The sequence below is a fragment of the Oceanospirillum sediminis genome, assembly GCF_014164585.1.
Lineage (GTDB): Bacteria > Pseudomonadota > Gammaproteobacteria > Pseudomonadales > Halomonadaceae > Oceanospirillum > Oceanospirillum sediminis.
The window spans coordinates 25,193-51,570 of record NZ_JACJFM010000007.1 but is presented as its reverse complement, the minus strand read 5'-3'; the positions used below and the strand labels follow the sequence as shown (position 1 = coordinate 51,570).

The 26,378-nt window shown below is 49.0% G+C and carries 21 protein-coding genes; 14 read left to right on the top strand and 7 right to left on the bottom strand.

All coding sequences use genetic code 11. From position 1 onward, the window contains the following. Positions 1-65 precede the first annotated feature (65 nt). Both H4O21_RS07425 and H4O21_RS07420 read left to right on the top strand, forming a co-directional pair. Positions 66-1,082, top strand: coding sequence for a type IV pilus twitching motility protein PilT (locus H4O21_RS07425; RefSeq protein ID WP_182808220.1), 1,017 nt, complete (start codon positions 66-68; stop codon positions 1,080-1,082). 329 nt (positions 1,083-1,411) lie between these two features. Continuing rightward, entirely contained in the window at positions 1,412-2,824 is a 1,413-nt protein-coding gene (locus tag H4O21_RS07420) for a DEAD/DEAH box helicase (RefSeq protein WP_370463913.1), read from the top strand. Between the two features lie 1,094 nt (positions 2,825-3,918). Here H4O21_RS07420 and H4O21_RS07415 read toward each other — a convergent pair. The 4 genes from H4O21_RS07415 to hemC are packed head-to-tail and all read right to left on the bottom strand — an operon-like array spanning position 3,919 to position 8,232. Further along, the gene (locus H4O21_RS07415) at positions 3,919-5,160 is read right to left on the bottom strand and encodes a heme biosynthesis HemY N-terminal domain-containing protein (protein WP_182808218.1); all 1,242 of its coding nucleotides are present in this window, start codon (positions 5,158-5,160) and stop codon (positions 3,919-3,921) included. Continuing rightward, positions 5,157-6,488 carry a uroporphyrinogen-III C-methyltransferase gene (locus H4O21_RS07410; protein WP_182808217.1) on the bottom strand — a complete coding sequence of 444 codons (1,332 nt, stop codon included), beginning with the start codon at positions 6,486-6,488 and terminating at the stop codon, positions 5,157-5,159. Before H4O21_RS07410 ends, H4O21_RS07415 begins: the two co-directional genes overlap by 4 nt. A 15-nt stretch (positions 6,489-6,503) precedes the next feature. Then, positions 6,504-7,301, bottom strand: a complete 798-nt coding sequence (locus tag H4O21_RS07405; protein ID WP_182808216.1) for a uroporphyrinogen-III synthase — start codon at positions 7,299-7,301, stop codon at positions 6,504-6,506. Beyond that, a complete protein-coding gene (gene hemC / locus H4O21_RS07400) occupies positions 7,294-8,232 on the bottom strand; it encodes a hydroxymethylbilane synthase (protein WP_182808215.1) in 939 nt (312 codons plus the stop codon). The genes H4O21_RS07405 and hemC overlap by 8 nt, the downstream gene beginning before the upstream one ends. Positions 8,233-8,643: 411 nt before the next feature. Here hemC and argH point away from each other — a divergent pair, with 411 nt between their 5' ends. The 7 genes from argH (at position 8,644) to H4O21_RS07365 (ending at position 14,978) form a co-directional block, all read left to right on the top strand. After that, positions 8,644-10,062: an argininosuccinate lyase gene (argH, locus tag H4O21_RS07395; protein WP_182808214.1), complete on the top strand. Its 1,419-nt coding sequence runs from the start codon at positions 8,644-8,646 to the stop codon at positions 10,060-10,062. Then, positions 10,062-10,235 (top strand): LPS translocon maturation chaperone LptM, encoded by a 174-nt coding sequence (lptM, locus tag H4O21_RS27070; RefSeq protein WP_255487193.1) that lies wholly within the window; start codon positions 10,062-10,064, stop codon positions 10,233-10,235. Before argH ends, lptM begins: the two co-directional genes overlap by 1 nt. Next, positions 10,235-11,488 (top strand): diaminopimelate decarboxylase, encoded by a 1,254-nt coding sequence (lysA, locus tag H4O21_RS07385; RefSeq protein WP_182808213.1) that lies wholly within the window; start codon positions 10,235-10,237, stop codon positions 11,486-11,488. The genes lptM and lysA overlap by 1 nt, the downstream gene beginning before the upstream one ends. A 130-nt stretch (positions 11,489-11,618) precedes the next feature. Next, entirely contained in the window at positions 11,619-12,449 is an 831-nt protein-coding gene (dapF, locus tag H4O21_RS07380) for a diaminopimelate epimerase (RefSeq protein ID WP_182808212.1), read from the top strand. Continuing rightward, positions 12,446-13,108: a DUF484 family protein gene (locus tag H4O21_RS07375; protein ID WP_182808211.1), complete on the top strand. Its 663-nt coding sequence runs from the start codon at positions 12,446-12,448 to the stop codon at positions 13,106-13,108. Before dapF ends, H4O21_RS07375 begins: the two co-directional genes overlap by 4 nt. 85 nt (positions 13,109-13,193) lie before the next feature. Continuing rightward, positions 13,194-14,153 (top strand): tyrosine recombinase XerC, encoded by a 960-nt coding sequence (gene xerC / locus H4O21_RS07370; protein WP_220495555.1) that lies wholly within the window; start codon positions 13,194-13,196, stop codon positions 14,151-14,153. Between the two features lie 123 nt (positions 14,154-14,276). Beyond that, positions 14,277-14,978, top strand: a complete 702-nt coding sequence (locus tag H4O21_RS07365; RefSeq protein ID WP_182808210.1) for an HAD family hydrolase — start codon at positions 14,277-14,279, stop codon at positions 14,976-14,978. Between the two features lie 98 nt (positions 14,979-15,076). Here the strand turns inward: H4O21_RS07365 and yihA are convergent, their stop codons facing one another. After that, positions 15,077-15,754 carry a ribosome biogenesis GTP-binding protein YihA/YsxC gene (yihA, locus tag H4O21_RS07360; RefSeq protein WP_182808209.1) on the bottom strand — a complete coding sequence of 226 codons (678 nt, stop codon included), beginning with the start codon at positions 15,752-15,754 and terminating at the stop codon, positions 15,077-15,079. 296 nt (positions 15,755-16,050) lie between these two features. Here yihA and H4O21_RS07355 point away from each other — a divergent pair, with 296 nt between their 5' ends. The 4 genes from H4O21_RS07355 (at position 16,051) to H4O21_RS07340 (ending at position 19,861) form a co-directional block, all read left to right on the top strand. Further along, on the top strand, positions 16,051-16,653 hold the full coding sequence (locus H4O21_RS07355) for a c-type cytochrome (protein ID WP_182808208.1): 603 nt from the start codon (positions 16,051-16,053) through the stop codon (positions 16,651-16,653). 324 nt (positions 16,654-16,977) lie between these two features. Further along, positions 16,978-17,613: a thiol:disulfide interchange protein DsbA/DsbL gene (locus tag H4O21_RS07350; protein ID WP_182808207.1), complete on the top strand. Its 636-nt coding sequence runs from the start codon at positions 16,978-16,980 to the stop codon at positions 17,611-17,613. A gap of 296 nt (positions 17,614-17,909) precedes the next feature. Next, entirely contained in the window at positions 17,910-18,467 is a 558-nt protein-coding gene (locus H4O21_RS07345; protein ID WP_182808206.1) for a TRAP transporter small permease subunit, read from the top strand. After that, the gene (locus H4O21_RS07340; protein ID WP_182808205.1) at positions 18,467-19,861 is read left to right on the top strand and encodes a TRAP transporter large permease; all 1,395 of its coding nucleotides are present in this window, start codon (positions 18,467-18,469) and stop codon (positions 19,859-19,861) included. Before H4O21_RS07345 ends, H4O21_RS07340 begins: the two co-directional genes overlap by 1 nt. Positions 19,862-20,047: 186 nt before the next feature. Here H4O21_RS07340 and H4O21_RS07335 read toward each other — a convergent pair whose 3' ends face one another. Then, a complete protein-coding gene (locus tag H4O21_RS07335; RefSeq protein WP_182808204.1) occupies positions 20,048-23,257 on the bottom strand; it encodes a calcium-binding protein in 3,210 nt (1,069 codons plus the stop codon). A gap of 722 nt (positions 23,258-23,979) precedes the next feature. Between H4O21_RS07335 and H4O21_RS07330 the strand changes: the two genes are divergently transcribed. Then, a complete protein-coding gene (locus H4O21_RS07330; protein ID WP_255487191.1) occupies positions 23,980-24,474 on the top strand; it encodes a DUF411 domain-containing protein in 495 nt (164 codons plus the stop codon). 70 nt (positions 24,475-24,544) lie between these two features. Here H4O21_RS07330 and ettA read toward each other — a convergent pair whose 3' ends face one another. Continuing rightward, positions 24,545-26,206 carry an energy-dependent translational throttle protein EttA gene (gene ettA / locus H4O21_RS07325; RefSeq protein WP_182808203.1) on the bottom strand — a complete coding sequence of 554 codons (1,662 nt, stop codon included), beginning with the start codon at positions 26,204-26,206 and terminating at the stop codon, positions 24,545-24,547. Positions 26,207-26,378 lie beyond the last annotated feature (172 nt).

Sequence of the window (26,378 nt, the reverse complement as noted above, 5' to 3'; positions counted from 1 at the left end):
TTTCCTGGTTCAGGCGTTATTGCCTGGTCATTAATCATCACATTATACAATCGGGATTCAGGCAAATGGATATTACCGAACTGCTGGCTTTCTGCGCAAAGCAAGGAGCCTCTGATCTTCATCTTTCTGCGGGTATGCCGCCGGTATTACGCATGAACGGCGATATGCGCCGGATTAAGAGTCCGGCACTGACATCAGAAAAAATAGACGCCGGACTGAAATCACTGATGACTCCGGAGCAACAGGAGACATTTCAGAAACAACTGGAACTGGATTTCTCCTGGCAACAGGAAGGCGTTGCCCGTTTCAGAATTAATGCATTCCATCAGCACAAAGGCGTTTCTGCCGTTATAAGAGCTCTGCCATTTCAGGTGCCATCACTGGATCAACTGGGGCTTGGCGAAGTGTTTCGTCAGTTGGCGATGACCACTAAAGGTCTGGTGCTGGTCACTGGGCCAACTGGTACAGGTAAAAGTACCACGCTGGCCGCCATGCTGGATTATGTGAATGAGCATCGTAGTCAGCATATTCTGACTATTGAAGATCCTATTGAATTCCTGCACACCAGTAAAAAGAGTCTGGTCACTCAGCGGGAATTGCATAAAGACACTCTGGGATACAGTGAAGCTCTGCGAGCTGCACTTCGGGAGGACCCGGACGTTATTCTTGTGGGTGAGATGCGGGACCCGGAAACAATCCGTATGGCACTGACAGCAGCAGAAACCGGACATACCGTTTTTTCTACGCTACATACGGATTCTGCGGCAAAAACGGTGAACCGTATTCTGGATGTTTTCCCCGCCGGAGAGAAAGCTCTGGTGCGTTCTATGCTGTCTGAGTCTCTGCAGGCTGTGGTGTGCCAGAATCTGGTCCGTCAGCAGAAAGGCGGACGTGTTGCGGTACATGAGATTATGCGGGTGAACTCTGCTATTCGCCATCTGATAAGAGAAGATCGGATTGCACAAATGCAGACGGTGATGCAGACCGGCGCAGCAGAAGGCATGCAGACTATGGAACAGGGGTTACAGAATCTGGTATCTGATGGGGTGATTTCGGCGGATCAGGTGGATTTTTCCGGCTGAAAAATAGTCGTATTACATTATTACGTTTTATGTAATTTTACTTTTTCCTGGAAGAGCTGCAGAGAAAAAAATCATCAGTGCAGGCCTTAAAAGCCTGACATAACGTATCCTCATAAGCCAGTTTTTCAGGGCCTGAATGTGCGCAATCCGTTATAATACGAGGCATAGAGGTTATCGCCGGGTTTTTGTCTGATGGACCCGGTCTGAGTTCAGCCACCTGCAGGGGTATATGCATTCAGGTGGACTATAGCATCTTCTTTTTATCGTAAAACCTGGTCAAAAGGTGGTCGATTACGGAAGATGTTGATTACATTATTATTTTTATTGAGGTGCAGTCTTTGTTTACCGAGCTTTCTTTGCATGAACGCCTGATTAAGGCGCTGGACAAACTGGAATTCAAACAGCCGACCGATGTTCAGGCGAAATCTATTCCTGCCGCCATGCAGCAAAAAGATCTTCTGGTCAGTGCGGAAACCGGTAGTGGAAAAACAGCGGCATTTTTATTGCCGATGCTGCACTACTTCCTGAACAACCCGTCACCGAATACTGGCACCAGAGGACTGATTCTGGCACCGACCCGCGAGCTGGTGCGACAGATCTATAAGCATTTCACTGAACTGGCGGCTTTTACCCGTGTTGAAGCGACCTGGATTATTGGTGGAGACACCTTTAAGTATCAGAAAGCGATGCTGCGAAAGAATCCGGAGATTGTTATTGCGACGCCTGGGCGTCTGGCTGAGCATCTGGAAAAAGGCTCTCTGGATCTGGATGATCTGGAGTTTCTGGTGCTGGATGAAGCGGATCGTATGCTGGATATGGGGTTTAAAGAAGAGCTGGAGGCGATTACCAGCCGTTGTCGGCCTGAGCGTCAGACGATGCTGTTCTCTGCCACAATCAGCCATCCGGGAGTGCGTAAGGTGGCTGAGAGTACTCTGAATGATCCTGAAACCATTATGATCAGTACGGTGCGGGATCAGCATGAAAGTATTACTCAGCAGTATCTGCTGGCAGATGATAATAAGCATAAGGATGCCATGCTGTTACGTTTGCTTAATGATCTGAAATACGAAAAAGCGCTGATTTTTGTTAACAAAAAAGTTGAAGCCGATCGTCTGGGGGGCTTCCTTCGCTATAAAGATGTACGCAATGTCGTGCTGCATGGGGATATGGAGCAGGATAAGCGTAATCATGTGATGAATCTGATGCGCCGGGGGCATATTAATGTCATGGTCGCTACTGACGTAGCAGCACGTGGTCTGGATATTTCGGGTGTCGGCCTTGTGATCAATTACGATATGGCTCGCAAAGGGGATGATTACGTACATAGGATTGGCCGTACCGGTCGTGCTGGTGAACAGGGTCTGGCTATTTCGATGATCCAGCCGCAGGACTGGAATCTGAAAGCAACGATTGAACGCTATCTGCAGGTTTCTTTTGATAAGACTGGTGTAAAAGGGCTGGAAGGGAGGTATAAAGGGCCTAAAGATGTTCGCAGTAATGGCAAAACCCCAGGTAAGAAAAAGCCAAAAACGGCTGCAGAGAAAAAAGCTCAGAAAGCCCGTCAGAAAGGCAAAGAGAAAAAAGTGGCTAAAAGAGCCGCTCGTCGTAATGAAGAAGCACTGGGGGATGGTGTGGCAGCTAAGCGTCGTCCGACAGCCCCTGTAGAACGTAAGAGTACGGGCTTTGGTACGATCAGAAAACGCTCTGCTGAACCTTATAAGCCTGATAGTGATGAAGAGTAAGTTTTCCCTGTCCTGATATCTGATCTATTTTTCAGGTGGCTCTGCTATCAGAAATGGCTCTGAGTGTTTAGAAAATAAAAAAATGCCCGACAGAAGGGGGATTCTGTCGGGCCAGACCGTGATTAGCTTGATGAGGAGATAAACCATTAAATAAGGAAACCTGAACCTTAATTTAAACTGTGGTTTAAATCGCTGCTTATTCCTAAGCAGTGAATAAATGATAATGATTCTTGTTTTCAAAGTAAAGCCTTTCCTGAAAGATTTTTGCATTTTCTTGCAGTTGTTTTTATCCAGGTGTTTCAGAGTCGGCTGCTGCCTGATAAAGAAGCAATTCGCTCTATTGGGTTATGAGATAATCGGACGATTTCCAGGTTATACAGATGATTGTGGAACGGGCCGGATTAGCAGGCAAAAAAATGCCCGACAGAAGGGGGTTCTGTCGGGCCAGACCGTGATTAGCTTGATGAGGAGATAAACCAAATAAAAAAGGAAACCTGAACCTGTTTAACTGGTTTAAATCGTTGCTTATTGCTAAGCAGTGATTTAATGATATTTGTTCTCATTTGATCTGTAAAGTGATTTTGAGAATTATTCTCAAAATTTTTTCTTAAAATATATAACTTACTGATTTGAATATATTTTAAGAAAAAATAAATTATCCCACCCCCTGAGAGCAGACAAAAAAATGCCCGACAGAAGGGGGATTCTGTCGGGCCAGACCGTGATTAGCTTGATGAGGAGATAAACCAACTGTATTCGGGAACCTGAACCTGAATTGACTGGTTTATTTCGAGCCAGAGAGAGGCTTATGGTAAAGCGGTTAAACCGGCACCCCTGCAGACTTAAGCGCCTTACCAGAAGATCTCCCTGAGCGTGTTTAAATAGTAATGCTTCTCATTTGATTGGTAAAGTATTTTTGAGAATTATTTTCATTTAAATTTTTTCTTATTTAATTTCAGATGGTTAGGCGGCTTTTTAGATTTATCGCGACAAAGACTACTTGTGCCTGAACAGGGAGGGAAAATGTTGACGAGTTGTAAGGGTGAGGATAAAAAAAACCGGCCTTCAAGGGCCGGTTTTTTTATCTGATCAGATCAGTTTTTTTCTGCTGATGCTTCAGGCATCGGCAGACCTGGCAAGTGATACCCTGCCAGATTCAGACACTGCTGGTAATAATGGCGGCTCTTAGTAGCGCGTCCCATATTCGAATACAGTCGGCTAAGCTCAGCGGCCGTTGTTGCCAGAGGATCATGACGGAAGCTGGCCTCCAGATATTCCGCGCCTTTACCCCAGAGCTGATTGCGCAGGCACAGACGACCGGCTGTCAGTAACAGGCTGGCATTGTCTGGCTGGCCCTCCAGCCACTTCTCCGTCTGTTTCAGGTGCTGGTCTGCATCACCCTTGCTGATCAGGCCATAGATAATGACCAGCTTGTCTGACCAGCGTTTGCGTAGTCGCTCATTGATAAAGCGCTCCAGAACCATTTCTGCGTTACAGGCCAGCAGGCCGCGAGCATAGGCTTCAATCAGACGATCATTTTCTTTCAGATCAGATGGCAGATTCTGCCAGATCTTCTGAACCGCTTCGCGCTGCTTATCGTCATTCTCCAGCTTAGTGGTTTCTTTTAGCAGAGAGATGTTCAGGTTAATCAGGAGATCCTGGCCTTCTTTGCCAGAGATCACCTTATTTTTCAGCAGCTGAGGGTAAAGCTCCTGCAGGCTTTTCCAGTCTTCCAGTTTCTTATAGACGCGCATCAGAGTTTTCAGTGCCCAGCGATGACGAGGGTTCTGTTTCTGGATGCGCAGCAGGGCTGCCAGGCACTGCTCGTACTGGCCGCGCTCATACTGGATTTCTGCCTGAGCAATTTCTACCGCTGTTTCCGCGCCAGGGGAGCTATCCAGAGCTTTTTTCAGCAGTTTATCTGTATGGCCACTATGTCCCTGAGCATGAGAGGCTTTAGCGGCTGCCAGGTAATTGACCAAAGGTGTACCTGAGCGCTCTGCACTCTTACTCAGCAGGCGCTCTGCTTTACGCCATTGTCCTTCAGATAGCAGCAGCAGACCTTTTACCGTCGCTTTCTGAGCACGTTTCTCACGGCTGCCCGGTGTCAGTTTATTCAGTGTCTGAACCGGATTACGTACGATTACCAGAGTGCGAATCAGCAGGTAGAAGCCGATCAGAATCAGTCCCTGCAGTACCAGACCAACCCATAGAGACATCTCTACAGTGGTTTTACCCCAGCTCATCAGGATGTAACCCGGATCCTCTTTAATGATCAGGCCCGCGAACATCCCCGCTGCCAGCGCGAGGACAATGGCAATATAGAGACGTTTCATGCCTGTGGCTCCTTACGCTGTGGTTTGAATCGTTGTTTCTGGATTTTACGCAGCAGCTTCAGAGAACCGGATACATCCGGTTTCTTCACCTCAATGGAAGTACTTTCGAGTTTTGCCAGCTGTTTCAGTGCGTTCTGAGTCATGTGCTGGTTCAGGTCAAAGTGAGACTTGATCCACTGTTGAGCCTGTTGCATCAGAGCTTTATACAGGCGGGTATCTTCTTTCATCAGGGCAATCTGGGCCTGTTGCAGATTCAGACGCAGGTTGTGACGCAGATACATGCTTTCCTGGGGTGGAAGCAGAGGTGTGATGGTCTCGTCACGATGACGGATAATCACCAGGCCTTTCATTTCAGACCATAATGTCTTCCAGATTGGTGTACCCTCTTCGCCTTTCAGGTTCAGGCCTTTGCTGACATCACTGGTATTGCCTGGTTCCAGTGGCAGTGGCAGCTGATCAATCTGATTCTCCAGAGCAGCAATAGTAAAGAACATGCCGCTTTTATCAACCGGAGCCAGGCCTGACAAGCTCAGTCGCTCATCTGCAATCGCCTCACGGACAGCGAACAGGCTGGGATCATCCGCTTCCATCAGACGTTCATCGGCGCTGGCCAGCATAGCTTCGGCACCATTGATATCACCTTCCAGTTGCAGCCTGTGGTTGGCCAGACGCAACAGATACTCTGCTTCAGCCTGCAGCCAGTCACTTGGCTTAGGACCTCTGGCATCGGCCAGCTCAGCTGCCAGCTGAATCATCTGCTGACGCTGTTTGCTCTGCTCTCCATCCAGTTTCTGGATTGAAGCTGGCAATTGCTTCAGGCTGCTAAAGCTACTAATCTGGCCATTCTGCTGCTGAACTTTTGAGGTCAGTGCACTGTTGCTATCACTCAGTTCCTGTAGCTGCTGCTGTAATTTCGTCTGCTGCATCCACAGGCCATAACCGGCCGCACCGGCAGCGCCCAGAGAGATCAGGATGGCCAGAGTGGCCAGTCCCTTTCCAGAAGCCTGCTTCTCTTCTGCAGGCTGAGCTTTGGGGTCTGCTTGAGTCGTCGCTTTTTTATCCGCTGCTTTCGGATCAGCTGGATTTTTTTCGTCTGAAGCTTTTTTATCAACAGCAGATGGCTGGGCAGAAGCTGGCTTGCTATTGTCTGCTTTGCCTTTCAGATCAGGCTGATTGCCTTCTTTCTGCTCAGCAGTATTCGCTGCAGTAGTCTGGTCAGCAGAAGGCTGAGTGCTTTGCTCTTTCTGGGATTGATTCTCTGATGTCACGGTCTTTTCATCCGGGCTGTTTTTATCAGCCGGCCCTTTGCTATTTTTCTTTTCGCTCATGGCGTAGCCTCATGCTTAGCTCTGACTGGCAATGCTTTCCAGCGCAGCGAGCTGCCAGCGGCTGCCTGCCCCTTTGGCCTGAACGATACGCTTAAACCCTATCGAACGGGCTTTCTGTCGCAGGCGAGGGCTGGAAACCAGCAGGGTTTTATCTAAAAGCGGAGCAGGTAATCCTGTCAGCTGTTCAAGGTTGTCTAACGCGTCAGAACTGGAAATTATGACGACATCCAGTTCGGCAAACTGCAGAATATCCCGCTCTGCGGATAGCAGGTTCGGGCAGGTTCTGCGGTACAGAATCAGTTCACTGACACTGGCTCCCCTGTTGACCAGGGTATCTTTGAGCAGTGTCCGGCCTCCTTCTCCTTTACACAGGAGAATTTTTTTTCCACTGACATCCGTCAGTCCGGGCATCTCCAGCATAGCTTCGCTGTTGTCGCCCTGTCCGGGCCAGCTGACCGGAAGGCCAAAGTCCTCCAGAATGGCGGCAGACCCCTGACCTGGTGTGAACCAGTACACCTCAACCGGAGGTTGAGGCCAGTACATATCCATACGATCTGTAAACAGGCGTGCCGCATTCGGACTGATGCAGATCACAGCATTAAAGTGATCCAGATCCAGAAGGCGGCTACGATCCTGAGGTGTTTCTTCCATCTCCTCTATTGCCAGCAGAGGAATATGTAATGCATCTGCGCCACGGCTTTGCAGTAATGCTGTCAGTTCTGTCTGATTCTGTGGGCGGGTTACCACAACTCTCAAAGGCATCTGACAGGAGCGTTTCAGCAGCGCAGCAGAATGAGTACCGGGATCAGGCACGGTTATAAACCCGATCCAGTATGGCTTTGGCTCCCTGATCAATCAGCATATCTGCGACAGCAATACCCAGAGCTTCAGGATCACTGACAGCTCCGGTTTTTTCAGCGCGTAACAGCTGGCTGCCATCCGGTTCACCTACTAAAGCACGTAACCGTATGCTGGCGCCATTATCCATCAGTTCAGCAAAGCCACCAATGGGGACCTGACAACCACCTTCCAGATGACGGTTCATGGCACGTTCTGCACGTACCGTGTTCCAGGTATCTTCATCCTTCAGGGGCAGAATCAGATCAATAATATCCTGATCATCGGCGCGGGTTTCAATACCCAGCGCACCCTGGCCAACAGCCGGAAGGCTAAGTTCCGCAGGCAGTTCCTGACGAATACGACCATCCAGTTCCATACGTTGCAGGCCGGATGTCGCCAGAATGATGGCATCAAACTCTCCGGCATCCAGTTTGCCCAGGCGAGTCTGAACATTGCCGCGCAGGCTTTTAACCTGAAGGTCAGGGCGGTTGGCTCTGGCCTGGAGTTCACGGCGCAGGCTGGATGTACCTAATATTGCCCCCTGAGGCAGATCATCAAAGCAGGCGTATTGATTAGAGACAAAAGCATCGGTCGGTGCATGTCGTTCACAGATAACTGGCAGCTCAAAGCCTTCCGGTAATACCATAGGAACATCTTTCATAGAATGCACGGCGATGTCTGCCAGGCCTTCCTGCATCGCCAGTTCCAGCTCTTTTACAAACAAGCCTTTGCCACCAATTTTTGCCAGTGGCGTATCCAGAATTTTATCGCCCTGGGTACTCATTGGCACCAGTTCAACGGTCAGCCCCGGATGAAGGGCTTCCAGGCGGGCCTGAATATGTTCGGCCTGCCACATTGCCAGAGGACTTTTTCGGGTGGCAATACGGATCACTTGTCTGCTCATAGATCAGAAAACTCGGTTGTTTTGTGCACCGCCGGATACTACATCGTAAACCCGCTGATGAACATATCGATTCGCGTCATAAATAAAATTCTGCCGATTCTAGCAAAGCCTGAGCCGTTAGACACGAAGACAAGAGTTTAAGATGAAGAAAAATTAAAGATGTCGGGGATTCATATCTGAACAATTGCGTTCCGATACTCCCCGGTCAGTTATCGGAGAATACAGCAAGGTTTTCGCAGAGAAACTTTGGTTCAGCTACTGAAGCTGTTCCCCTATTATCTGGGGATCAGAGTACCTTACTGGTATACTGCAGATAAAAGTCAGCAGGCTCCATGATCTGTCGGATTAATTATCATCTGGCGATGATTAACGAATACCCTTAAACGGAGCCATTCAGCACGAGGATATGCAATGAGTGATAATACAGGCGCCAACCCGCAGAATTCCGGTACCAACCAGCAGTGGGGCGGGCGTTTCAGTGAACCCGTAGATGCGTTTGTAGCCCGTTTTACCGCATCGGTTGATTTTGATCAGCGTATGGCGAACCAGGATATCCAGGGGTCAATTGCCCATGCGACTATGCTGGCAAAAGTCGGTGTACTGACCGAAGAAGAGCGTGATCAGATTATTCAGGGGCTGACCGAAATTCGTGAAGAGATTGCTAAAGGCGAATTCCAGTGGTCTGTTGAGCTGGAAGATGTGCATATGAATATTGAAGCACGTCTGACCCAGAAAATCGGTATTACCGGTAAAAAACTGCACACCGGGCGTTCTCGTAACGATCAGGTGGCGACGGATATCCGTCTGTACCTGAGAGATGAAATTGACCACATCAGTGCCGAAATGACGCGCTTGCAGGATGGCCTGCTGGGACTGGCGGAGAAAGAAGCCGATACTATTATGCCGGGCTTCACTCATCTGCAGACGGCTCAGCCGGTCACTTTTGGTCATCATCTGATGGCCTGGTTTGAAATGTTGCAGCGTGACTATGAGCGTCTGCAGGATTGCCGTAAGCGTATCAACATTCTGCCGCTGGGGGCTGCGGCTCTGGCTGGTACAACCTACCCGATTGATCGTCACATGACTGCAGAGCTGCTGGGCTTTGAGCGTCCGACCGAGAATTCTCTGGATTCGGTATCGGATCGTGATTTTGCGATTGAATTTTCCTCTGCCGCAAGCCTGATTATGATGCACCTGTCCCGTATGTCGGAAGAACTGGTGCTGTGGACCTCTGCGCAGTTTAATTTTATCAATCTGCCAGATCGTTTCTGCACCGGTTCTTCTATTATGCCGCAGAAGAAAAATCCGGATGTACCAGAGCTGGTACGTGGTAAAAGTGGGCGGGTTTATGGCCACCTGTTTTCATTGCTGACGCTGATGAAATCCCAGCCACTGGCGTATAACAAAGACAATCAGGAAGACAAAGAACCCTTGTTTGATACCGTCGATACACTGCAAGGATCTCTGCGTGCTTTTGCGGATATGATTCCTGCTATCGAGTCCCGCAAAGCCGAGATGCGTGAAGCCGCATTACGTGGGTTCTCAACGGCGACTGACCTGGCGGATTATCTGGTTCGTAAAGGCATTCCATTCCGTGACTCTCATGAAATTGTAGGTAAATCTGTAGCTTACGGTGTTGAGAGTGGTAAAGATCTGGGTGAAATGACGCTGGAAGAGCTGCAGCAGTTCTCTGATGTCATCACGGATGACGTGTTTGATGTACTGACGCTGGAAGGTTCTGTGAGCGCCCGTAACCATATTGGTGGCACCGCTCCGGATCAGGTACGTGCCGCTGTACAGCGCGGTCGTGACGTGCTGAGTCAGCGTTAATGGCCGGTATCCTGAAAAAAGTTGCACTGGTTCTGATAACAGGACTGGTGCTGACGGCCTGCGGTCAGAAAGGGCCGTTATTTCTGCCTGAGAAAAACTCAGAGCAGGCACAGACAGGCAACAGTGAATCCTGCACAGGTGATAACCTGTGCCCGAATGCAGAAGAAAGCTGATGGATTATTTTAATTATCAGGGTGACACCCTGTTTGCTGAAGAGCTGCCGGTGAATGAGCTGGCAGAGCAGTATGGCACCCCCCTGTACATTTACTCTCGTGCAACACTGGAGCGTCATTATAAAGCGTATGACGATGCTCTGGGGGCGCATCCGCATCTGATCTGTTATGCAGTCAAAGCAAACTCTAATCTGGCAGTACTGAATGTGCTGGCTCGTCAGGGTTCCGGATTTGATATTGTCTCGGTGGGTGAGCTGGAGCGTGTACTGGCTGCTGGTGGTGATCCGGCAAAAGTTATTTTTTCCGGTGTAGGTAAACAGCCTGATGAAATGCGCAGAGCACTGCAGGTGGGAATTAAGTGCTTCAATGTTGAGTCCGAGGCCGAGCTGGAACGTCTGAATGATGTGGCAGGGTCTATGGGAGTTAAGGCGCCGGTATCCTTGCGGGTAAACCCGGATGTGGATGCTAAGACCCATCCCTATATTTCTACCGGGCTGAAAGAGAATAAGTTTGGTATTTCTATCGACCGGGCAGAAGACGTGTACCGTAAGGCAGCTGCGCTCCCTCATCTGGATGTGCGTGGTGTGGACTGCCATATCGGCTCCCAGCTGACAGACAGCACGCCTTTCCTGGATGCACTGGATCGTTTACTGGTACTGATCGACCGACTGGCAGAGCAGGGTATAACTATTGACCATCTGGACCTGGGCGGTGGTTTAGGCGTACGTTATGATGATGAAACGCCTCCAGAGCCAGGGGATTATGCCAGTCTGGTACTGGAACGTCTGGGAGAGCGTCAGTTAACGCTGATTATGGAGCCGGGCCGTTCAATTGCCGCCAATGCCGGTATTCTGGTTACCCGGGTTGAGTACCTGAAGCCGACAGAAGCAAAAAACTTTGCCATTGTCGACGCGGCGATGAACGATCTGTTGCGGCCGTCTTTGTACAGTGCCTGGCAGGCGATTATTCCGGTGGTGAAACCGGCTGCAGATAAAGAAACGCAGTCTTATGACCTGGTCGGACCGATTTGCGAAACCGGAGATTTTATCGGTAAAGATCGCGAGCTGGCGCTTGAACAGGGCGATCTGCTGGCTGTTCGTTCTGCTGGTGCTTATGGGTTTGCGATGTCGTCGAACTATAACAGCCGTAACCGTGCGGCCGAAGTGATGGCTGATGGTAGTCAGAGTTACCTGGTGCGTCGTCGGGAAACATTCGCACAACAGATAGCGGGTGAGAGTGTATTGCCCGGTTAACGCTTGTCAGCGGAAATCAATCAGGGGATAACCCCGGCTCTGATCCCTGATCAGAGCCACAGATAAAGATGACCGGTATAGCTGAGCTGGAAACTGAGTATATCAGGCTGTTGTACCGGAGGAGAAAAGGATGCTGCTGAAGTTTTCAAAGATGCATGGTCTGGGCAATGACTTCATGGTTGTTGATCTGGTATCCCAGAGAGCGCGCATCTATCCGGATCAGGTCAGAAGCCTGGCAGACCGGAATTTTGGTATTGGCTTTGACCAGTTACTGGTTGTCGAGCCACCGGGAGACCCGGATATGGATTTTCGCTATCGCATTTATAATGCGGATGGCAGTGAAGTGGAACAGTGCGGTAATGGTGCACGCTGTTTTGCCCGGTTTGTTTATGATAAACGTCTGACCAGCAAGAAAGAGATTCAGGTAGAAACTGCCGGTGGCAATATTGAGTTGCGTCTGACCGATGATGGCTGGGTGACGGTTGATATGGGCGCTCCTCGCCTGATTCCTGAGCAGGTGCCGTTTCAGGCTGCAGAACAGGCCAGCTGTTATGACATTGAAGTTGACGGCAATCATTACCAGATTGGTGCGGTCTCTATGGGCAACCCTCATTCTGTCATGGTGGTGGACGATGTAGACACGGCTCCGGTTGATGTGCTTGGTCCGGCCATTGAATCTCATCCACGCTTTCCTAATCGGGTAAATGCCGGTTTTATGCAGGTGATCAGTCGTAATGAAGTACGACTGAGAGTCTATGAGCGTGGTGCTGGCGAAACCCTGGCCTGTGGTACCGGGGCCTGTGCAGCCGTGGTGGCTGGTCGGATTCAGGGGTTACTGGATAACGAAGTTCAGGTGCACCTGCCCGGAGGCACATTACGAATTGAATGGCAGGGGGAAGGTTCGCCTGTACTGATGACCGGACCTGCAACACGGGTTTTTGAAGGACAGATCTACCTATGACAGATGCTCAGGCAGTGGTTGATTATCTGCAACAACATCCTGATTTTTTCCGGCAGCATGAGGACTTGCTGCTGGAACTCAGCCTGCCCCATCAGAGTGGGCAGGCCGTTTCTCTACTGGAACGGCAGATGACTCTGCTCAGAGAGCGTCTGTCTCAGAAAGAGAAACAGCTGGAAACTTTGCTGGATACTGCACGGCATAATGATGCTCAGCTGGCAAGAGTCCGGCGTCTGGTTCTGTCTCTGCTGGAGTGTCAGGATCTGAATGAGCTGGCTGCGACTCTGGCTGAACAGCTTAGTAATACCTTTGGTACTTCCTATAGTCGCCTGATTATTACTAACCCTGCTCACTCGCAGTATATCAATACCAGTCAGCTGATCGTGCATTCTGAAACGGCTATTGAAGCATTGATTCAGGCGTTTCTGCGCAATGAACGTACCTATTGTGGTGGTGCGACGGCAGAACAGCTGGAGTTGCTGTTTGACCGGGGCATGCTGGCCGATGGTTCCGTTGCGATTATCTCCCTTAATGAAGGTAGCGTAACCGGGTATTTGTTGCTGGGCAGTGAAAACCCGGACTACTTTAAAGCTGAGATGGGGACTGATTTTGCCCAGTACGTGGCTGATGTCATTGTACGTTTACTGAGCTGGTTGCACTGACCTGTCTGTAATCCATTCAGCAAAGTGGATGATCTTTATCCGGGATTTTTCTGAGCGCGCCGGATGATTGTCCTGGAATGTTGTAATGAAAAATATATCCGAGCCTGATTCCGGGCAGATGCATGACAGCCTGATAAATGATATTGACGTTTTTTTATCCGATCTCAGAGAGATTCGTCAGGCATCACCTCATACTGTCAGTAACTATCAGCGTGATTTATTGCAATGCCTGGCCTGGTTACGGCAGGAAACCGATATTACAGGCTGGCATCAGCTGAAACGGGATCATCTGCGTTATTATCTGGTCTTCAGGCATCAGAATGGCCTGTCGCCTCGTTCACTACAGCGTCAGCTGGCAGCGATACGGGCTTTGCTGGTGTATTTACAACAGGAAGGACGATTGACGGATAATCCGGCCGATGGTCTGAAAGCACCTAAAGCGCCGCAGCTATTGCCTAAGCCGGTTGATCCGGATCAGTTGCAGCATCTCCTTAATCAACTGGCAGATGAATCTGATGAAGTCGGGTTAAGAGACAGTGCCATACTGGAGCTTTTTTATGCCTGTGGCCTTCGTCTGGCTGAACTGGTGGCCCTGAATCTGACTCAGGTGAATTTTGCTGAGCAACAGGTTCGGGTGATGGGCAAAGGGGGCAAAGAGCGTCTGGTGCCTTTTGGCACTAAGGCCGGTCAGGCGTTACAAAGGTGGTTGACCGTGCGACAACTCTGGCTGAAGCAAGCGGATGAAGACGCGTTGTTTCTGGGGGTACGAGGTAAGCGTATCAATCGTTCCAGTGTACAGCAGATTCTGGCTCGTATAGGGCTGGAACAGGGTATCAATGATCGTTTACATCCTCATAGATTAAGACATTCTTTTGCCAGCCATCTGCTGGAATCCAGCGGCGATCTGCGTGGCGTGCAGGAGTTGCTGGGACATGCAGATATCAGCAGTACACAAATTTATACCCGGCTCGATTACCAGCATCTGGCCCAGGTCTATGATAACGCCCATCCAAGAGCGCGCAGAACATCTCATCGTCGCAAATAAACATCCTGCCGGTGGAAAATCACCGTAAAGTGATAGCCGGATTCCCGGTTGGTGTTTTATGCTGCGAGTCTGATGACTTCTGAAGTCGAGTGATAATTAACCCTTTAACTTGTCAGGTAATTTATGGCTATCAAAGCGGTAGTGTTTGATCTGGATGACACCCTCTGGGATCTGGATCCTGTTCTGCATCGGGCTGAACAGGTGTTTTATCAGTGGCTGAATAATCATGCGCCAGCGCTGACCGCTCGTTTTACTGCCCGGGAACTGCGCTTATACCGGCTTGGTCTGGCCCGGCGCGATCCTGAACTACGACACTTTGTCACCCGGGTACGCATGCGGGCAACCCATGAGTGCCTGTTATTGTCCGGTTACAGTGAATCAGATGCGACGGCGCTGACAGAACAGAGCTTTGCGGTACTCTGGCAAGCCAGAAACCGGATTGAGCCTTTTCCATGGGCGGTTGAAGCTCTGGAGGGGCTGAAGAGAGAGTACCAGATTGGTGCTCTGAGTAATGGTAATGCGGATGTCTATCAGACGGAACTGGGCGAATACTTTGATTTTGCTTTCAGTGCAGAAGGTTTATCCGTCGCCAAACCGGATGCCAGAGCATTTCAGGCTGTGCTGGATCATCTGACATGCCAGCCCGAAGAGATTGCATTTGTCGGTGATAATCCTGAGCATGATATTCAGGGGGCGGCAGCGATGGGGATGAAGACGATCTGGGTGCAGGTTAAAGACTGGCCGAATCCTCCTGAAGAGATTCCTTTTGATCAGCGCATCGACTCTCTGCAGTTACTGCATCAGGCGGTCAGAAATCTGGGGTGATCAGCAGCGGCCTGCTGACCTGTAACAGGCAAACCAGAAGGGCTTATGTCCTTCTGGTTACTCCATAGGCCGGGCTGTTTTTGTATGGAGTGTCAGGATTAAGAATTATCCTGATCCGCCTTCAGAGACGCTTCGATATGGGTGATGACTTCAGGATCGGCCAGCCACTCATCCAGTTTCTTTCTCAGTTGATCCACACCGTCCTTTTTCAGCGATGAGAACATCTGGATCGTTACCAGGTCCTGCCACTCTTGCAGGGCGCTACGCACCTGCTGCAGAGCATTTTTAGCGGCACCGCGTTTCAGTTTGTCTGATTTAGTCAGCAGGATATGTACCGGTTTATTTACTTCATCAGCCCACTGCAGCATCATCTGATCAAATTCTGTCAGGGGATGGCGAATGTCCATCACCAGTACGATGCCTCTGAGGCTCTGGCGCTGAAGCAGGTACTCTGACAGATGGCGTTGCCACTCCAGTTTTACTTTTTCCGGGACTTTTGCAAAACCATAACCTGGAAGGTCGACCAGGCGTTGATCTGTGCCCTTGTGCAGGCTGAAAAAGTTGATAAGCTGCGTGCGCCCTGGTGTTTTACTGGTTCTGGCCAGGCGGGAGTTCTGGGTCAGGGTGTTGATGGAGCTGGATTTCCCCGCATTTGATCGACCGGCGAAGGCAACTTCGGCCCCGGTTTCAGGCGGGCACTGAGCCAGAGTAGGCGCGCTGATCATATATTGGGCAGTCTGATAGTTCAGTTTCGGGATAGAAGGCACGTCGGTCATAATTTATTCAACTAATGGGGCAAAGATCGGATTAGTATGGGGCGTTCACGTTTCACTACGGATTAGTATATAATGCCACCACTTTTTAAATGGTAGTGTATCATTGCGGCGATTCAGGCACGAACTGAAAAACACAGCCGTACAGCGAATTGATAATATTCTGAGACACTGCCAGGGCTTTATCCGGCGGGAGCCTCGTCGACAGTTTCGGCTACTGAGGCAGTTTTAACGTCTTTCGGTAAGCCTCATGAAAACAACAGTAATCAACTTAAAAAATTAGCAAGATTGGATTAGCGATGAAGAAATTACTGGTAGGTCTGACAGTTTCTCTTAGCCTGGCAGGCTTTGCCCATGCCGCAGGTGATGCAAAGGCCGGAGAAGCAAAAGCAGCTGTTTGTGCGGGTTGTCACGGTGTAAATGGCGTAGCCATGATTCCTAACTACCCGAGTCTGGCAGGTCAGCATGAAAGCTATCTGGCAAAGCAGATCATGGAGATCCGTGACGGTGTTCGTAAGGTACCTGAAATGACTGGTATGGTTACTGGTTTCTCTGATCAGGATGCACAGAATGTAGCGGCTTACTTTTCAGCTAAGCCTAAGAACCTGGGCCAGTCTGATCCGGCTACACTGGAGCGTGGTCGTGAATTGTACCGTGCCGGTGATATGGCAAAAGGTATTCCAGCCTGTACAGCTTGCCATTCTCCGAATGGTATGGGCAATGCCCAGGCGAAATATCCTGTTCTGAGTGGCCAGAATCCGGCTTACACTGAAGCAGCTCTGAAGAAATTCCGCGATGGCGCGCGTACGAATGATCCTAACAAGATGATGAGTGCTATCGCAGCTAAAATGAGTGATAAAGATATTCAGGCCGTTTCTAACTACGTGTTTGGTCTGAACTAAGCTTCAACTCTGCGTCAGTCAGAGCTATCGGAGTGTATACTCTGTCTGCAAAGGGGCCTCAGGGCCCCTTTGTCGTATCTGAGTTATGGAAGTTCTTCCAACAAAGAATGACAGGCATGGTGATCTGTGACAGGAATCTTTGTTGCGTAAGGAACTTTTTTCTTTCAGAAGCGTATTGTTATTAACTACCTGAACAAAAGTATCTCTGTGACAAGTTGCTGTGTTGTATTTTACAGTCAGAGATTGGAGAGTATTGGAATACTTTTGTTCAGGTATGTATTACTCCAACTATTATTCCTTAAGCAGAACACAAGGATCTCCTGTATGTTCACACGTATTGCTAAGCGTATCAGCCAGGTTCTGGTACTGACGGTATTCAGTTCACTGGCTATGGCTGCTGATTTTGTTGAAGGTAAGGACTATATCCGCCTGACGACGCCGGTTGCGGTGTCTCAGCCAGGAAAAATTGAAGTTGCTGAGCTGTTCTGGTACGGCTGTCCTCACTGCTATGACTTCGAACCTTATATTGAACCCTGGATTAAAACCCTGCCTGATGATGTGCGTTTTGAGCGAGTACCGGGCACTTTCAGTAAACTTTGGAAAACTCATGCCTCGGCTTTCTATGCAGCAGAAGCACTGGGGATTGGCGAAAAACTGCATGCTGATTTCTTTAACCGCATTCACCAGCAGAATCAGCGTCTGGCGGACGAGAACTCCATTGCTCAGTTCTTTGCTGAGTACGGCGTGACAGAAGACCAGGCGAAAAAAGCACTGAAATCTTTCGGTGTGAAGTCAAAAGTACAGCAGGCTGGCGCTCGTCTGAGAGGTTATCAGGCGTTAGGTGTGCCTGGTATGGTGATTAATGGTAAATACCGTATCGATACAGGCATGGCGGGTAGCTGGCCGAATATGCTGAAAATTGCGGAATTCCTGATAGAGAAAGAACGTCAGGTTCAGTAAAGGAATGAAAACCTGAGCAGCGGATGAGTTCACAAACGGTCTGCTTTCTGCGTATTACTACGGATTGATATTCGATGGGTAACAGAAACCGGCAGCTTTGCCGGTTTTTTTGTGTCTTATTACACTGTCGAAAACTTTTCTCCTGTCAGTGACAAAAGTATGATTAGTCCAGCCGTTCAACCGTATTTACGTTTGACTGATGTAAACGTAGCGGCTGAACTGATCTGAGTGTTCTGGCGACCTTCTGACCAGAGGCGGACCAGGCATCTGAATAACTAATAAAAATGAGGTTTACCATGACCAAGGGCCCCGGGACTCTGAGTCAGGTTATCAACAAAATTGATGCCCTGACGGAGCTTGTCGGACGATCAATTGCATGGCTTACCCTGGCTATGATGATCGTCATGTTTACAGTTGTTGTACTGCGCTACTTATTTAATACAGGCATGATTGCCATGCAGGAATCTGTAATGTACCTGCATGCTGCAGTTTTTATGGTGGCCGCAGGGTATACCCTGAAGCACGATGGCCATGTTCGTGTTGATATTTTCTACCGTGAAATGTCAGAAAAGAAAAAAGCACTGGTTGATCTGCTGGGTACCGTTTGCCTGTTGCTGCCAGTAACACTGTTTATGGCATCAATCAGCTTTGATTATGTAATGAACTCCTGGGCGGTGATGGAAGGATCTCCTGAGGCCGGTGGCATTCCGGCTGTCTTTCTCCTGAAAACACTGATTCTTGTAATGGTCGGATTACTGCTGTTACAGGGTATTGCCGAAGGCCTGCGCAACCTGCTGGTTGTTATGGGCAAATCCGATGGCGTTGAACATCACATCAATGAGGAGAAAGTATAGTGGTTGAGTTTCTTCCCCTTGTTCTGTTTGGTGCTGTCTGTGTGGTCCTGATGATGGGCTACCCGGTTGCGCTATCTCTGGCTGGTACTGCTCTGGTATTTGCTTTTGGCGGTGCTGCGGCAGGCGTATTTGATATGGCTTTCCTGCAGGCGTTTCCGAACCGTCTGTACGGTATTATGACCAACCAGACTCTGATTGCTGTACCCTTGTTTGTTCTGATGGGGGTCTTGCTTGAAAAGTCCAAAGTGGCAGAGACCCTGCTGGATGCAATGGCGCTGCTGTTTGGTTCTATTCGTGGTGGTCTGGGTATCTCTGTTGTGGTGGTTGGCATGCTACTGGCAGCCAGTACTGGTATCGTCGGAGCGACAGTCGTCACTATGGGACTGATCTCTTTGCCGACCATGCTGAAACGTGGCTATTCCCCGTCACTGGCAACCGGTGCTATTTGTGCAACTGGTACTCTGGGTCAGATTATCCCTCCATCGATTGCTCTGGTTCTGTTGGGTGATGTGCTGTCCAGCGCTTATCAGCAGGCTCAGCTGAATATGGGGGTCTTCAGCCCGAAAACAGTTTCGGTAGGTGATCTGTTTGTTGGTGCCATGATTCCGGGTTTGCTATTGGTGATGGCTTATATCATCTACATGATGTCTGTGGCATTCATGAAACCTGAAGCTGCGCCGGCAGTCAGCCGTGAGCAGATTCAGGCTGACCGTAATGTTCAGGAACCTCTGGTATTAATTCTGTTAAAAGGTCTGGTGCCACCGGTTGTACTGATTATTGCGGTGCTGGGGTCGATTCTGACCGGAGCTGCAACGCCGACAGAGGCTGCAGGTGTCGGGGCATTCGGTGCGGCAATACTGGCGGGTGTTCAGCGTCAGCTGAGCATGAAGATGCTGGCTGAGGTGGTGCGTTCCACAACCAATGTTACGGCTATGGTCTTTATGATTCTGATTGGCGCTTCTATCTTCTCTCTGGTATTCCGGGGATTTGGTGGCGAAGAGCTGATTCATCACTGGTTTGATAATATGCCTGGTGGTGTTGTCGGTGCCATGATCATCGTGATGCTGGTTATGTTTCTGCTGGGCTTTATCCTGGACTTTATTGAAATCACCTTTGTTGTGGTTCCGATTGTTGCTCCTGTGCTGCTGATGATGGGGCTGGATCCGGTATGGCTGGGTATTATGATGGCGATCAATCTGCAAACCTCTTTCCTGACACCTCCATTCGGTTTTGCACTCTTTTATCTGAGAGGGGTCGCACCACCTTCGGTGCCTACATCGGCTATCTATAAAGGGGTCATTCCTTTCATTCTGATTCAGGTCACTATGCTGCTGGCTCTGACAATGTGGCCCGAGTTGGCAACCTGGTTACCGGGTGTTGTTTATGGTGAATAACAAGCCTGAATAACCATCGTGATCGAATATAAATATAGCCTCGCTTAGTCGGGGCTATTTTTTTGAGTACTGATTAATTGTTTATCAGGGCAAAAGCTGAATCTGGTCTATCTTTATAAACAGAATAAAAAGCCTCTGATACCGGAGTATCAGAGGCTCAATAGACTAGTGAATCAGCAGATCATGTTATATCAGCCAGAAATCTGACAGGTTGTGAGACGTACCGTCAGCAAATTCCAGCTGTATGGCACTGTCGACACTGGCAATGTCTGTGATAGTGATCTGATCTCCGGTGGGCTGACCAGAGTTATTGACGGATATCTCCAGATCAACGCTTCCCTGGAAACTGAGATCACTGGCACTGATGCCTTCGCCGAATCGAATGATATCTGGCTGACTATCAGGTGCCTGGTACATTGCAAATGTGACGGTGTCATAACCATCTCCGCTGTTAAACAGGATAATATCCTGTTGCTCCGATGTTTTTATTGTGTCATTTCCGATTCCTCCTTCTAAGATAACGGCAGGTGTATCTGGCTGCACGATTACTGGGTTATCCGTAACTTCCAGTTGGTCGTCACCAGCACCTCCTTTCAGATGCACTGCGGCCGCAGCATTGGTTATTAAAATATCATTTCCGGCTTCACCATCTGCGATAAAGACTTCTGTGGCATATTCGCTGACACTGACATGAATAGTGTCATCACCGGCACCGGCTTTAACACCAATATGCTGACTGCTATCTGCATACAGAATATCTGCACTGTCAGTGCCCATCAGAGGTGTCGGAAGCTGACTGATTTTTATCTCTGTACCATCAGCAAACTTAAGCATGTAGTCGTAGTTGATCTGGTTATAACCATCGGCCACCTGAATGGTCAGAGTATCACCGGTAGGCTCACCATTCTGCAGAATCTGCAGCAGCATATCCTGAGAGTCGGTGAAGGTAATCAGACGCAGATCGTTCTGAGTGATACCGGCTCCGAACTGAATATAATCATCATTCAGGCGGTGCCAGTCTTCAGTCAGTGACAGAGTATCCTGACCATCCCCCAGTCCGAAGCGGATCTCGTTACCGCTGCCGGTGGTGCGGATCTGGTCGTTCCCGGTGCCACCTTCCAGAATTGTGACAGGCGCATCCGGCATGCCTTCGTTATAACCCATCGTGGTGATCAGCGTATCATCGCCAGCCCCGCCTTTCAGATGGGTACCGGCTGCGGATTCCCCTGTGATGGTATCGTTACCGGCTTCACCTTCGGCCGTACGGACCGGTTCACCGGGCAGACTGGAATGCTGCAGAGTAATCAGATCATCACCGTCCCCGGCTTTGATATCCTGGTAGCTACTAATGGTGTCTGCGGCACTGGTGCCCTGCAGATAACCATCGACGGACAACAGCGAGGTTTCTGTACCGTCAGTAAACTTCAGGGTGTAGTTATAGTCAGTCTGGTTATAACCATCGGCCACCTGAATGGTCAGAGTATCACCGGTAGGTTCACCATTCTGCAGAATCTGCAGCAGCATATCCTGAGAGTCGGTGAAGGTAATCAGACGCAGATCGTTCTGAGTGATACCGGCTCCGAACTGAATATAATCATCATTCAGACGGTTCCAGTCTTCAGTCAGTGACAGAGTATCCTGACCATCCCCCAGTCCGAAGCGGATCTCGTTACCGCTGCCGGTGGTGCGGATCTGGTCGTTCCCGATGCCACCTTCCAGAATTGTGACAGGCGCATCCGGCATGCCTTCGTTATAACCCATCGTGGTGATCAGCGTATCATCGCCAGCCCCGCCTTTCAGATGGGTACCGGCTGCGGATTCCCCTGTGATGGTATCGTTGCCGGCTTCACCTTCGGCCGTACGGACCGGTTCACCGGGCAGACTGGAATGCTGCAGAGTAATCAGATCATCGCCGTCCCCGGCTTTGATATCCTGGTAGCTACTAATGGTGTCTGCGGCACTGGTGCCCTGCAGATAACCATCGACGGACAACAGCGAGGTTTCTGTACCGTCAGTAAACTTCAGGGTGTAGTTATAGTCAGTCTGGTTATAACCATCGGCCACCTGAATGGTCATGGTATCACCGGTAGGTTCACCATTCTGCAGAATCTGCAGCAGCATATCCTGAGAGTCGGTGAAGGTAATCAGACGCAGATCGTTCTGAGTGATACCGGCTCCGAACTGAATATAATCATCATTCAGACGGTTCCAGTCTTCAGTCAGTGACAGAGTATCCTGACCATCCCCCAGTCCGAAGCGGATCTCGTTACCGCTGCCGGTGGTGCGGATCTGGTCGTTCCCGATGCCACCTTCCAGAATTGTGACAGGCGCATCCGGCATGCCTTCGTTATAACCCATCGTGGTGATCAGCGTATCATCGCCAGTCCCGCCTTTCAGATGGGTACCGGCTGCGGATTCCCCTGTGATGGTATCGTTACCGGCTTCACCTTCGGCCGTACGGACCGGTTCACCGGGCAGACTGGAATGCTGCAGAGTAATCAGATCATCGCCGTCCCCGGCTTTGATATCCTGGTAGCTGCTGATGACATCGTTACCATCAGTGCCATAAACAGGTGCTGGCAGATTGTTGATATCGTAACTAGTACCATCTGCAAATTCTAACAGGATATTATCCTGGTAAAGTATAGTAATACTATCGCTGGTATTAATACCATTTTCCTTTAATGTAATGATATACTGGCTACCTGAATCATCAAGATCGATATCTGATACTGAAATATTATCGCCAAAGCGAATTATATTTTGTTCGGTTGTTCTTCCTGATGTTGTCAGTGATGCCAGGTTAATTCTGTCAGCTCCATCGCCTCTATTAAATAATAGAACTTCGCTATACATTGAACCTCGAACATAATCATTACCTTCTCCGGGGTTGATTATAGATGCTATATCTCCATGATAGCCGCCAGAGTGTTTATTAAGATAAATGCTGTCATTACCTGAATTTCCATTGATTTCTACATCTGTTCCCCCATAGACAATAATCTTATCTTTACCTGAACCCCCTGATATTTTTATTCCATCTCCGGCGTATGACTTGACTGTATCGTCTCCATCCCCGCCATAAATTTTTATATTTCCAGCCAGATCGCGGTTATCAAGGTTTTCTATAATAGTGATTTGATCATTACCTTCATCACCGTACAGGTCAGCCTGGCTGCCTCCTACAGCATATAGTTTGTCATCTCCTGTGCCACCAGATAACAGGTCATAGGCGTTTTCTGTTGGATAGTCACCAGGTCTGTAACCTGCAAGATCATCATTCCCTTCCTTTCCCTGGATATATTCGTTTTCTGCCCCTGAACCTCTGAGCCGGTTATCTCCGGCATTGCCTGATATAGAAGTCATATTGTTTGATGGCTGATTGTTGTCAGTCATGTAATTTTCCTTTTAATTAAGAGCTTTTCCTGTGCTCTTTATATCCGTTTTGCCATATTGAGTGTTTGTATGGCATGAGTACACTAGTCTATTGATTAGTTTTAAATCTGGTGAATCAATCTCGGGGAATGAATGGTGGGTATAAATGAACCTGTTTGTAGAAACACATAATTACTTCCTTGTGTTTTTTATAGATATTCCTTTTATGCTGGTTTTGTTTTCGGCGGTAATAAGTTTTTATTTAGCTATATTTGCATTAAATAAAAAAAGTATGCAGGAGTTAACTTTAATAGGGTGGTTGTTAAGTTGGATGTGATTTGCTTTTTTAATTATATGTTAATGTTATAAAATGTGGGTATGTTAACCATGTCTCAAAACATGCAGCTATTTGACAGGAATCAAACTCTGTAAGAATTGGACGGTTTTCTGGTATTTTAACTCAAAGAAAATGGTCGGGTGTGGGTTCTAATTGAAATTGTTTAGTCGCATTCCTTCGGTTATTTCGCCGTTATTCAGAATAGCGGCCCTTAGCCCTCTTTTTATGAATAAAGATTCAGGTGCACCACATCGGTAGTCAGGTTTCTTCAGGGTTCAGTGGTGCTGAGTAGTCGGATACAGATTATCAGAGGAATATTGTCTTTTAATGGTCAGGCTGAACCTGAGCATTGAAATGTAATCCAACAGAGATAAATATTTTGAAATTGAGTTCTGATATGAAATATATGATGAAAAAACAGCAATTATTACTCCCTGCTTTGGTGACTCTGGGGAGTGTACTATCAGCGCCGGTTCAGGCTGCGAATCCTGTCTGGCTGGAAGGAAAAAATGAGCAAAGCTATGAGATTCAGGTTTATCACAGTCCTACCTGTGGCTGTTGCAAAGGCTGGGTGGATCATCTGAAGGATCACAACTTTAAGGTGGAATCCATAGAAATGCATGATGTGACGCCAATTAAGCAAAAGCTTGGCGTTCCCCAACAAGGAGCGTCCTGTCATACCGCTGTAGTGAACGGCAAAGTGATTGAAGGTCATGTCCCTGCGCAGGATATTAAGCAGTTACTGAGTGCAGAGTCTGATATCCGTTTGCTTACGGTGCCTGGTATGCCTTCCGGCGGTCCGGGGATGGATTATGAAGGCGCCAGAAAAGATGCTTTTAAGGTCTTCGCGATGACAGAACAGGGTAAGGTCAGTACGTTTAATCAGTATCAGGATTATTAAAAAGATTGTTTAATGCTGGCCAAAGAAGAAGGTACTGCTGTGCAGTACCTTTTGATCTTAGGTGAAGCTATTAAGCGTCGATACGCTTGTACTTCACACGCTTAGGCACATCAGTACCCACACGTTTATGGTAATCCGCTTCATACTCGGTGTAGTTACCGGTGAAGAATTCTACTTTGGAGTCTCCTTCGTATGCCAGGATATGTGTGGCGATACGATCCAGGAACCAGCGATCGTGCGAGATCACAAAAGCACAGCCAGGGAAGGTCAGCAGCGCTTCTTCCAGTGCACGCAGAGTTTCGATATCCAGATCGTTTGACGGTTCATCCAACAGCAGTACGTTTGCTCCCTGCTTCAGAGTTTGCGCCAGATGCAGACGACCACGCTCACCACCAGACAGGTCTTTTACGAACTTCTGCTGGTCGTTGCCTTTAAAGTTAAAGCGACCAGCATAGGCACGGGATGGTACCTGATAGCTGCCGATAGTCAGAATATCCTGGCCATCAGAGATCTCTTCCCAAACGGTTTTGGTCCCGTCCAGATTTTCACGGCTCTGGTTTACAAATGCCAGCTTCACGGTTTCACCGATTTCAACCGTACCGGAATCCGGTTGCTCTTCACCGGCAATCATCTTGAACAGGGTGGATTTACCAGCACCGTTACCACCGACGATACCTACGATGGCACCCTGAGGGATGCTGAAGTCCAGGTTGTCGATCAGTAGCTTGTCACCAAAGGACTTGGTTACGCCGTTGAAGTTAACCACCTTGTCACCCAGACGCGGTCCGGGTGGAATGTAGATTTCGTTGGTTTCGTTACGGCTCTGGAAGTCCTGGGACTGCATCTCTTCAAAGCGTGCCAGACGTGCCTTGCTCTTAGCGTGACGACCTTTGGCATTCGAGCGCACCCACTCCAGCTCAGACTTCATGGATTTCTGACGGGATGCTTCCTGTTTCGCTTCCTGCTCTAAGCGGGCTTCTTTCTGCTCCAGCCAGCTGGAGTAGTTTCCTTCCCATGGAATACCGTGACCACGGTCCAGTTCCAGAATCCAGCCAGCAACGTTATCCAGGAAATAACGGTCGTGGGTAATGGCTACCACAGTACCGGAGTACTCGTGAAGGAAGCGTTCCAGCCAGGCGACAGATTCCGCATCCAGGTGGTTGGTCGGTTCGTCCAGCAGCAGCATGTCCGGGCTGGACAGCAGCAGACGGCACAGGGCCACACGACGACGCTCACCACCGGACAGATGTTCTACTTTGGCATCCCAGTCCGGCAGACGCAGTGCTTCTGCAGCTACTTCCAGCTTACGCTCCAGGTTATGGGCGTCAGAGGCTTCAATGATATTTTCCAGACGGGCCTGTTCGGCAGCCAGCTTGTCAAAATCAGCGTCAGGTTCTGCATAGGCGGCATAAACAGCTTCCAGCTGTGTCTGAGCATCTTTAATTTCAGACAGCGCTTCTTCAACAACTTCACGAACATTCTTGCTGTTATCCAGCACGGGTTCCTGAGGCAGATAACCGACATTAATGCCAGGCTGGGCACGGGCTTCACCATTATATTCGGTATCAACACCCGCCATAATGCGCAGCAGGGTGGATTTACCCGCACCGTTCAGACCCAGAACACCAATTTTGGCACCGGGGAAGAAAGACAGAGAAATATCTTTCAGAATTTCACGTTTCGGTGGGACAACTTTGCCCACGCGATTCATGGTGTAAACAAACTGAGCCATGGCAGCAGTGTGCTCCTGATAGTTAGAGATAAAAAAGAGGGAATCAGCTTTTTAAGATAGATGTAATCATACAACAGGGCACAAAGATCACTAAGGGGATTGTGCGGTATTGTTTATTACTGACCGTACACAATACCGGATGTCAGACAAAGGATCTTTATGCCGGTTCTGA